11 protein-coding genes and 1 tRNA gene are annotated in these 9100 nt (G+C 35.7%); all 12 read left to right on the top strand.

Translation table 11 applies throughout. From position 1 onward, the window contains the following. Window positions 1-87 (top strand) — tRNA-Leu (locus tag RCH56_RS06790). Window positions 88-205: 118 nt separating this feature from the next. After that, window positions 206-1147 (top strand): ABC transporter ATP-binding protein, encoded by a 942-nt coding sequence (locus RCH56_RS06785; RefSeq protein WP_306484221.1) that lies wholly within the window; start codon window positions 206-208, stop codon window positions 1145-1147. 1 nt (window position 1148) lies between these two features. Continuing rightward, window positions 1149-2234 carry an ABC transporter permease gene (locus tag RCH56_RS06780; protein WP_306484220.1) on the top strand — a complete coding sequence of 362 codons (1086 nt, stop codon included), beginning with the start codon at window positions 1149-1151 and terminating at the stop codon, window positions 2232-2234. After that, window positions 2221-3336 carry an ABC transporter permease gene (locus RCH56_RS06775; protein ID WP_306484218.1) on the top strand — a complete coding sequence of 372 codons (1116 nt, stop codon included), beginning with the start codon at window positions 2221-2223 and terminating at the stop codon, window positions 3334-3336. The genes RCH56_RS06780 and RCH56_RS06775 overlap by 14 nt, the downstream gene beginning before the upstream one ends. Before the next feature lie 157 nt (window positions 3337-3493). Continuing rightward, window positions 3494-4732, top strand: a complete 1239-nt coding sequence (locus RCH56_RS06770) for a S1C family serine protease (RefSeq protein ID WP_306484217.1) — start codon at window positions 3494-3496, stop codon at window positions 4730-4732. Between the two features lie 566 nt (window positions 4733-5298). Next, window positions 5299-5622: a YlxM family DNA-binding protein gene (ylxM, locus tag RCH56_RS06765; RefSeq protein ID WP_306484216.1), complete on the top strand. Its 324-nt coding sequence runs from the start codon at window positions 5299-5301 to the stop codon at window positions 5620-5622. A gap of 11 nt (window positions 5623-5633) precedes the next feature. Further along, window positions 5634-6971 carry a signal recognition particle protein gene (gene ffh / locus RCH56_RS06760; RefSeq protein WP_306484215.1) on the top strand — a complete coding sequence of 446 codons (1338 nt, stop codon included), beginning with the start codon at window positions 5634-5636 and terminating at the stop codon, window positions 6969-6971. A gap of 22 nt (window positions 6972-6993) precedes the next feature. Then, complete coding sequence (rpsP, locus tag RCH56_RS06755) at window positions 6994-7239, top strand: 30S ribosomal protein S16 (protein ID WP_015778225.1); 246 nt, start codon at window positions 6994-6996, stop codon at window positions 7237-7239. A gap of 1 nt (window position 7240) precedes the next feature. Further along, complete coding sequence (locus tag RCH56_RS06750) at window positions 7241-7465, top strand: KH domain-containing protein (RefSeq protein WP_015778224.1); 225 nt, start codon at window positions 7241-7243, stop codon at window positions 7463-7465. Beyond that, window positions 7462-7950, top strand: coding sequence for a ribosome maturation factor RimM (gene rimM, locus RCH56_RS06745; RefSeq protein WP_015778223.1), 489 nt, complete (start codon window positions 7462-7464; stop codon window positions 7948-7950). The genes RCH56_RS06750 and rimM overlap by 4 nt, the downstream gene beginning before the upstream one ends. After that, entirely contained in the window at window positions 7943-8659 is a 717-nt protein-coding gene (gene trmD, locus RCH56_RS06740; protein WP_306484214.1) for a tRNA (guanosine(37)-N1)-methyltransferase TrmD, read from the top strand. The genes rimM and trmD overlap by 8 nt, the downstream gene beginning before the upstream one ends. Next, on the top strand, window positions 8637-8984 hold the full coding sequence (gene rplS, locus RCH56_RS06735) for a 50S ribosomal protein L19 (RefSeq protein ID WP_306484213.1): 348 nt from the start codon (window positions 8637-8639) through the stop codon (window positions 8982-8984). The genes trmD and rplS overlap by 23 nt, the downstream gene beginning before the upstream one ends. Window positions 8985-9100: the final 116 nt, after the last annotated feature.

The raw sequence follows: 9100 nt of genomic DNA, 5'->3' as shown, positions 1-9100 counted from the left end.
GCGGGATTGGCGGAATTGGCAGACGCGCTAGACTTAGGATCTAGTGGGAATTTTCCCGTGAAGGTTCAACTCCTTTATCCCGCACCAATAAGTGCAAGACGCTGATAACTCAGCGTCTTTTTTTGTGCTTATTTTACAAAATCTTTACCTAATTCTTACAATTATTTTAATATTCCTGTGCTATAATTACTAAAAGGAGAATATTATGGCAGGAAAGGTTATTGAAGTCGAGGGTTTGGTCAAAAGTTACAAGGACTTTATTGCAGTTGACAATTTGGATTTCGATTTGTATAAAGGTGAGATTTTGGGACTTTTAGGTCCTAATGGTTCTGGTAAGTCTACTACTATTTCTTGTATCTTATCTCTTTTGAGTAAAGATAGTGGCTCTATTAAGATTTTTGGTGAGGAGATGAGGCCTGATTCTTACGATATCAAAAAAAGGATAGGTGTTGTCTTTCAAGATGTAGGCGTCTATGAGGAATTGAGTGTATATGAAAATATTGATTATTTTTGTGGACTTTACATAAGAGATAAGAAGAAAAGGAAAAAATATATTGAAGAAACTGTAGAGCTTGTTGGTTTGGTTGATTTTCTTGAATTTAGGCCAAAAAAGCTTTCTGGAGGTCTTTTGAGGAGACTTAATATAGCTTGTGGCATAGCTCACAAGCCAGAATTAATTATTTTTGATGAGCCGACTGTCGCAGTTGATCCCCAATCGAGAAATAATATTTTGGAAGGTATCAAAAAGTTAAATAAAGACGGAGCAAGCGTAATCTATACCTCTCACTATATGGATGAGGTAGAAAGCCTGTGTGATTACATAGTTATCCTTGATAAAGGTAAGGTTATAGCCAAGGGAGATAGTGATAGCCTAAAGGATATGATTAATCTTTGTGAGAAGATCTCCTTTGAGACTGAAAATTTACCTGATGAAGCCCTTGAAAGTATTAGGGCTATTGATTCTTTGATTGATCTTTCGGTATTGGGAACAACTTATAAGTTAAGTTTTTCTAAATCCAGGGATAACATTACAAGGCTAGTAGAAATCCTAAGGACATACGATATAGACTATGATCATCTTTCATCTTCTAGGCCAAGCCTTAATGATGTATTCTTACAGCTTACTGGTAAAGAATTGAGGGATTAGGATGTTCTTACATACTTTTAAAAATACCTTTAAGCTCCTAATAAGGGATAAGAGCCTACTTTTTTGGTCTTTAGTTTTTCCTATAGTCTTGGGATTTTTCTTTACCATAGCCTTGGGAAATGTTACAAAGTCTATGAACTTTGAGCCGATAGATCTTGTAGTAAAAGAAGACCTAAGAGAAGATAAGTATTTTGATGATTTCCTTAAAGAGCTTGAAGATGAAGATATAATTATTATCCACTCTGAAAAGAGTATCGATGATGAAGAAATTACTGCCTATATCAAAGACAGTGACAAGATAGTTTTTAAGAAATCTGGTATCTATGAATCTATCATAGAAGATATTATGAACGCTTATCTTAGAAAGGGGGCTATGGCAGAAAAGATTTTAAGGAAGAATCCTACTTTTGACCTAAGCTATTTGAGCCATAGAAAAAGCCATATTATTGATAAGTCAAAGCATAATCTCGATTTTGTAAATACGTTTTTCTACTGCTTGATAGGTATGCAGGCTATGTATGGTTTTTCTTATGGGCTTCTTATTATTTATAGATTTGAGGCCAATCTTTCCACTCTTGCCAAGAGAAATGCCATAGCTCCTTTAGGTAGATTTACAAGCCTTCTATCATCTATCTGCGTTGGTTTTATTATTAACTTCTCTGTTGTTTTGTTTACCATGCTTGTTTTTAATAAGTTGTATGGGGTAGACTTTTCTAATAAGCTCGGACCGCTTATTTTAATAGGGGGTCTTGGAAGTCTTTCTGGTGTCTTGTTCGGGATTCTTATAGGACTTGCGTCTAAGGCAAGTGTGGAGGTCAAAAACGGACTAGGGATTGCTATAAGCATGGTTTTATCATACTTATCAGGAATGATGGATTCTTCTATGAAGCTTATAATCGAGGAAAACGCTCCAATTATTAATAAATTTAACCCAATAGCCTTGATAAATGATGCAATCTACAGCCTCTATTACTATGATGGATATGATAGATATTTGGAAAATGTTAAGTATTTATTTATATTGATAATAATTTTCCTAGGTCTCACTCTAATTTTAACAAGGGGCAGGCAGTATGATAGTCTTTAAAAATTATTTTAAAATCGTAAGAGGCCACCTTAAGGCCATTGGCATATACACAGTTATATTTTTAGCCATAATATTTTTTTCAAATTCAAGTAATGATGAGTCTATAGACTATAAGAAGGCAAGAGCCGATATTTATATAGAAGATTTTGCCAAGAGCGACTTATCCAAGGCCTTTATCAAATATATGGAAAAAGAAAATAATATAGTTGATATGACTGGCAAAAATATAGACGATAATCTCTTTTATGGGAAGATTTCCACCTGTATCAAGATTCCAGAGGACTTTGATAAGGAAAAGAAGCTTGAGATTAAAAATGGCATAAGCGGTAAGGATGGGCAGTATATAAAAGAGTCAATCAATCTATACCTAGATCAGATTTTGACCTACGAAAAGGCAGGCTTTGATAAAAAAGAGATGATAGCTAATACAGAAGAAGACTTCAACAAAAGTGTTAAGGTTAGTCTAAATAAGGATAGTGGGCCGGTCGTAAGTAGCAAAGTCCATGATTTCTTTAACCTACTAGCCTACGTATTTTTAAGCCAGATCATCCTTGTAGTATCTTTAATAAGCTTATCTTACAAGAAGAGGGTTATAGCTATGAGAAATGAAGCATCTCCTATAAGTAGCTTTAGGAAAAATTTTGAACTTCTTATGGGTCATTTTGCCTTTGCTCTTGTATCTTGGGTCTTTTATATAATAATTTTCCTTATTATGAATGGAAGGTCATCCCTAAGCACAAGGGTTCTTCTAATGATAGTAAATTCTATGATATTTGCCCTAAGTACGGTAAGCCTCGCTATCTTTATCACAAAACTTATAGAAAGTGAAAATGCTATGATGGCTGTAATGAATGTTTTCGCCCTAGCTTCGTCTTTTCTAACAGGAGTATTTGTCCCACAAGAAATCCTTAGCGAAAAGGCCCTAATGATAGGAAAAGTCTTCCCAAGCTTTTACTATATAGCTAACAATGACATCTTAGTGAGTGATTTTAATAAGGAGATCTTTATTAGAAATATTGCAATCCTTATAGGATATATAATAATTCTTTTCTTTTTGAGCTTAGCTTTGGATACAATCTTGTTAAGAAAAAAATATAGATAGTTTTGTTATATGAAGATCTGGTATTTTCTTGACTATCAAACTGTTAATCATATATTTAGCTTAGACGATATTTCACAAAAAATTTATATAAATTTAATAGATATGACAAAGTATCGCCACAAATTTCTTGTATGATAAGGAAAACAGGAGGTAGTTTATGAGAAGAAATAAATCTGGTGGAGGATTTTCACATTTTATTTCAGCCCTTTTGGGAGCTGTTATCGGTGGTTTTGTTATTTATTTTCTCCTAGGTGGAGCAGCTAATAATGATAATAACATTGCAGAAAGTGAAAATAATCCAAAACAAATAGAAAGTAAGGAAAATAAGGAAAGTACAAAGAAAGATATAAATATAAATGCGGATGATTCAATTGAATCTGTTGTTGTGAAAAAGTCAATTGACTCTGTAGTAGGAATCAATACGATTTCTGAAGTTACACAAAATACCTTCTTCGGCCAACAATCTGGTTATGTCGAAGGAATCGGTTCTGGTTCAATTGTCACAGAAGACGGTTATATTGTAACAAACTCTCACGTTGTAAGTAATGGAGATGTGACCCAAATCAATGTTCTCTTCTCTAATGGTGAGACAAGCGAAGCAGAGCTTGTATGGAATGACGCTTCATTAGATCTTGCTATTATAAAGGTAGATAAGAAAAATCTTCCTGCTATAGAGCTTGGAGATAGTGATGAAGTAGGAATAGGAGATAGGACTGTAGCTATTGGTAACCCACTAGGATTTGAACTTCAGTCAACTGTAACTAGTGGTATTATTTCTGGACTAAATAGGTCTGTTAAGTTTAATACTGGTGTTACAATGGATGGACTAATGCAAACAGATGCCGCAATTAATTCTGGTAACTCAGGAGGAGCTTTACTAAACTCAAAAGGAGAGCTAATTGGAATTAATACTGCTAAGGCAGGTAATAGCGACGGAATTGGTTTTGCTATTCCAATAAATACTGTAAAACCAGTAATAGAAAAGGTAAGAAAAACTGGCAAGTTTAATTCTGTATATCTAGGAATAACTGGTCAATCTATTGATTATCTAAAACAAATTCCTAATTTCAATGCTGAAAAACTCGGTGTTGATGAAGGAGTGTATGTTGTTTCTATCTTTGATAGGGATAGCCAAATAGAAGAGGGCGATGTGATAACTGCTGTTGATGGCAAAGAAGTTACAGATATGAGCTCCCTAAGAAAAATCTTGTTAAGTTATTCTGTAGGGGATAAGGCGACTATTACAGTCTATAGAGACGGATCTAAGAAAGAAATCGACGTAGAGTTTAATATAGATTCATCAAATATAGATGAGTTCAATGAGGCTCAACCTGACGAAAGTAAAAACAATAATGGAAGAGAAGAAAGATCAAACCCATTCTTTAACCTTCCATAGAGAACTGACCTGGAGGAATCCGGGTCTTTTTAGTTACTACTGTCTATTGTCTAGTGTAGAATTGTTTTTGTAATATATACCTATAGCCATCATCTCCCTTATGTCGAGAAAAGTGAGCGTAGTCGAGACATCTAAAAAGAGATTCCTCCACTTCGGTCGACGGTAGCTTGCGGGCTCAGGTCCAAGACCTTCACCTCGCTAAGCCTCGATTTTGAAATCTTCGAGTTCTTGGAACTTATTTTTCAAATAAGTCCCACTTATTCGATTTTTTACAAAATCGAAGCCCGACTGTCCGGCACTCTGCCATCAGTTCACTATGTTCGATGTGGACAGAACCATTAGGGATAAGGGGAGGAGTAAGTTCGGCGGGATAATGGAGGGAAGGACCACATATCCTGTTTTTTATAATTTATTATTGTTGCCATCAACTCCCTTATGTCGAGCGGAGCGAAGCGTAGTCGAGATATCTCAAATTCTTTATTTTCCTAGTCAATATTTTTCCTTGACTCATGTTTACAAAGAGTGTATAATATTTGGGTCAAGTAAAAGACTTGACAGGTGATTTTATGGAAAAAATAGTAAAAGTGGCTCAATTATTTGACATATACGGCGCACTTCTTAATGAAAAACAAAGAGATGTTATTAATTGTTATTATAACGAAGATTTATCCCTACAGGAGATTGCTGACAATACCGATAGGAGCAAGCAAGCTATTTCGGATATGATCAAAAGATCTGAGGATAAATTATTTGAGTTTGAAGATGAGCTTTCTTTACTGAAAAGCCGCGAGGAACTGAAAGATGCTCTTATTAGTATAAGAGAGCTGATGGAAAGTTCAAATTATGAAATGGCAATTAGCAAAATAACGGACGTAATAGATGCGATTTAGAGAGGGATGCTATGGTATTTGAAGGCCTTTCGGAAAGACTCCAGGAGACTCTTGGAAAACTTACAGGCAAAGGAAAATTAAGTGAAAAAGATATAGATGCCGCTATGAGAGAGATAAGACTCTCTTTACTAGAAGCAGATGTTAACTACAAGGTCGTTAAGAACTTTGTAAAAACAATCAAGGAAAGATCACTTGGGCAAGATGTTATGACTTCCCTATCACCAGGACAGATGGTAGTAAAGATCGTAAACGAAGAGCTAACAGCTCTTATGGGTAAGGAAAATTCCAAGCTTGACCTTAAGGGATCTACCCCACATATTGTGATGATGGTAGGTCTACAGGGTTCTGGTAAGACAACCCATTCGGGTAAACTTGCACTTAAGCTAAAGAAGGAAAACAGAAACCCAATGCTTACAGCCCTAGATATCTACAGGCCTGCAGCTATAGAACAACTTAAGGTTGTAGGAAAAACTGCTGGTGTAGAAGTATTCGATAAGGATAAACAAGATCCAGTTAAGACTGCAAGAGAAGCTAAAGATTATGCAAGGCTTAACAATCACGATGTGGTTATCCTCGATACGGCTGGTCGATTACAAATTGATACTGACCTAATGGATGAGCTTAAAAATATTAAAGAAGCAGTAAATCCTGACGAGATACTTCTTGTTGTCGATGCAATGACAGGACAAGAAGCGGTCAATGTTGCAAAAACCTTTGACGATTACCTAGACATCACAGGCGTAGTACTCACAAAACTAGACGGTGATGCCAGAGGTGGTGCAGCCCTATCAATTAGACAAGTTGTAGGAAAACCAATCAAGTTTATCGGTGTTGGGGAAAAGCTAGAAGATCTTGAGCCTTTCCATCCAGACAGGATGGCAAACAGGATCCTCGGCATGGGAGATGTCTTATCTCTGATAGAAAAGGCAGAAAAAGAGCTATCTATCGAAAACGCCAAGGAACTAGAACGTAAGATGCGTGAGCAAACTTACACCTTGGATGACTTCATGGAACAAGTTCAACAGATAAGAAATATGGGACCATTGGAAGACTTACTTGCGATGATTCCAGGAGTAAACTCCAAGATGCTTAAGGGAGTTGATATCGACGATAGGGGATTTGTTAGAATCGAAGCCCTCATAAGTTCCATGACTAAGGAAGAAAGAGAAAAACCTGAAATCATTGGCAAGAGCAGAAAAGAAAGAATAGCCAAGGGTTCAGGAGTTGACATCAAAGAACTTAACAAATTGCTCAAACAGTTCAAAGAACTGAAGAAAATGATGAAGAAAATGACAGGCATGAAAGCCAACAAAAGAGGCAGAAAACTACCAAAAATGCCTTTCTTTTAGGCTAAATCAATAGGAGGAAACAATGGCAGTTAAAATTAGATTAAAGAGAATGGGACAAAAGAAAAAACCATTCTACAGAGTTGTAGTAGCAGATTCAAGAAGCCCAAGAAATGGTAAATTCATCGAAGAAATTGGAACATATAACCCAATCTCAAATCCAAAAGAGTTTAGAGTAGATAACGAAAAAGCTAAACAATGGATTCAAAATGGTGCAAAACCAACATCTATCGTTGAAAAACTATTCAAAGACAACGACGTATTAGCATAAGATGAAAGAATTAGTAGAACTAATCGTTAAAGAATTAGTAGAAGATAAGGATGCTGTATCTATCGAAGAAAGTAGAGATGGTGGAGAAGTAGATATACTAATCCACGTAGCAGAATCCGATAAGGGCAGAGTTATAGGAGTTCGTGGAAATATAATCAATTCCATAAGAGCCATAGCCCGTGCTTGTGCAATCAAGGAAGACGTTAAGGTCAACATAAGAATATGAGAATAACAGTAGCTGAGGTAATAACAACACACGGAATCAAGGGAAATGTAAAAGTAAAATCATTTTCTGACTATGAGAAAAGGTTCGATAAGGGAAGCAAGGTCTACATTGGAGATGAACTTCTCACTATAGAAGACTCCTTCGACCAAAAGGGCCTAAAGGTCATAAAGTTTGTTGAATATAACGATATAAATGATTCCCTAAAACTAGTTGGCAAGGACATAACTATCGAAGAAGAAGACTTAGGAGAGCTTAAAGAAGATGAATTCTATATCTATAAGCTTATAGGACTTGATACTTACTCCAATGGGCAAAAAGTGGGCAAGGTCAAGGACGTAATATCTGGAGTTTATCCAAACGATGTTTATGTCATAGAAACTACGGATAATAAAGAAATATTATTACCAGCCTTAAAGACTGTTATCAAAAATGTTGATATAGCAAACAACAAAATAGAAGTAGATAACCTAAGAGATTATGAATAGTGTTACCATACTTACCCTATTTCCAGAAAGCTTCGAGTTCCTCAAGACTTATGGAGTAATAGGAAAAGCAATAGAGAACAAAAAATTAGAAATAAAAATAGTAGACATAAGAGATTTCAGTAATGACAAGCACAATCACGTAGACGATACTGTATACGGTGGGGCAGCCGGTATGCTTATCAAACCACAAGTTCTATATGATTGTTTGATGTCTGTGAAGAAACCAAAATCAAAAGTCTGCTTCATGTCAGCAGCAGGCAAAAAATTAAATCAGAAATTAGCAATCGACTTTGCAGAAATCAAAGATCTAATAATAATATGTGGCCACTACGAAGGAATAGATGCGAGAATTACCAACCACTATGTCGACTACGAAATATCTATAGGAGACTATGTCCTAACAGGCGGAGAAATCCCAGCCATGGTCCTTATAGACTCAATGGCAAGATTCATAGGTGGAGTTGTAGGAAAGAAAGAATCTCTAACCACAGACTCCCACTACAACACTCTCTTGCAACAAGACGAATACACCAAGCCAAGAAACTTCAACGGATACTTCGTTCCAAGTGAGCTTGTAAGCGGAGATCACAAGAAGATAGCCGGGTGGAACAGGAAAAGTGCAATAGAGAAAACAAAAAGGGTTAGGCCAGATTTATATAAGAAATTCTTACGAGAGGAGAGCAAAGATGGAATTAATCAAAAAAATTGAACAAGAAAACCTACGTAAAGAAAACTTCGATTTTAACGTAGGAGATACAATCAGACTAAGCTACAGAATCAAAGAGGGAGATAAGGAAAGACTCCAAGACTTCGAAGGAACTGTAATCTACATCAATGAAGGTGGAATCAACAAAACTTTCACAGTTAGAAGAATCAGCTACGGAGTTGGAGTAGAAAGAACATTCCTATATCACTCACCAAGAATCGAAAAACTTCACGTTGTTAGACGTGGTAAGGTAAGAAGAGCTAAACTTAAATACCTTAGAAATCGTCAAGGTAAGGCAGCTAAAGTTAAAGAAAAAACAAATTACTAAAATTAAGGGCTTTTGCAAAACATATTTGCAGAAGTCTTTTTTTGTCATTTTATTAATTTATGATATTATTATATTAAATTAGGGTCTATAATAAATCGTGTTGGTAGAAGTAAATG

Source organism: Anaerococcus sp. (genome assembly GCF_030825785.1).
Taxonomy (GTDB): domain Bacteria; phylum Bacillota; class Clostridia; order Tissierellales; family Peptoniphilaceae; genus Anaerococcus.
The sequence above is the reverse complement of the archived record's forward strand: the minus strand, read 5'-3'. Positions and strand labels throughout refer to the sequence as shown.

Bases quoted from the DNA above. Each gene is read 5' to 3' on its own strand.
- ffh (WP_306484215.1), top strand. From the start codon at position 5,634: ATGGTATTTGAAGGCCTTTCGGAAAGACTCCAGGAGACTCTTGGAAAA.
- ylxM (WP_306484216.1), top strand. From the start codon at position 5,299: ATGGAAAAAATAGTAAAAGTGGCTCAATTATTTGACATATACGGCGCA.
- rpsP (WP_015778225.1), top strand. From the start codon at position 6,994: ATGGCAGTTAAAATTAGATTAAAGAGAATGGGACAAAAGAAAAAACCA.
- RCH56_RS06780 (WP_306484220.1), top strand. From the start codon at position 1,149: ATGTTCTTACATACTTTTAAAAATACCTTTAAGCTCCTAATAAGGGAT.
- rplS (WP_306484213.1), top strand. From the start codon at position 8,637: ATGGAATTAATCAAAAAAATTGAACAAGAAAACCTACGTAAAGAAAAC.
- RCH56_RS06775 (WP_306484218.1), top strand. From the start codon at position 2,221: ATGATAGTCTTTAAAAATTATTTTAAAATCGTAAGAGGCCACCTTAAG.
- RCH56_RS06750 (WP_015778224.1), top strand. From the start codon at position 7,241: ATGAAAGAATTAGTAGAACTAATCGTTAAAGAATTAGTAGAAGATAAG.
- rimM (WP_015778223.1), top strand. From the start codon at position 7,462: ATGAGAATAACAGTAGCTGAGGTAATAACAACACACGGAATCAAGGGA.
- RCH56_RS06770 (WP_306484217.1), top strand. From the start codon at position 3,494: ATGAGAAGAAATAAATCTGGTGGAGGATTTTCACATTTTATTTCAGCC.
- trmD (WP_306484214.1), top strand. From the start codon at position 7,943: ATGAATAGTGTTACCATACTTACCCTATTTCCAGAAAGCTTCGAGTTC.
- RCH56_RS06785 (WP_306484221.1), top strand. From the start codon at position 206: ATGGCAGGAAAGGTTATTGAAGTCGAGGGTTTGGTCAAAAGTTACAAG.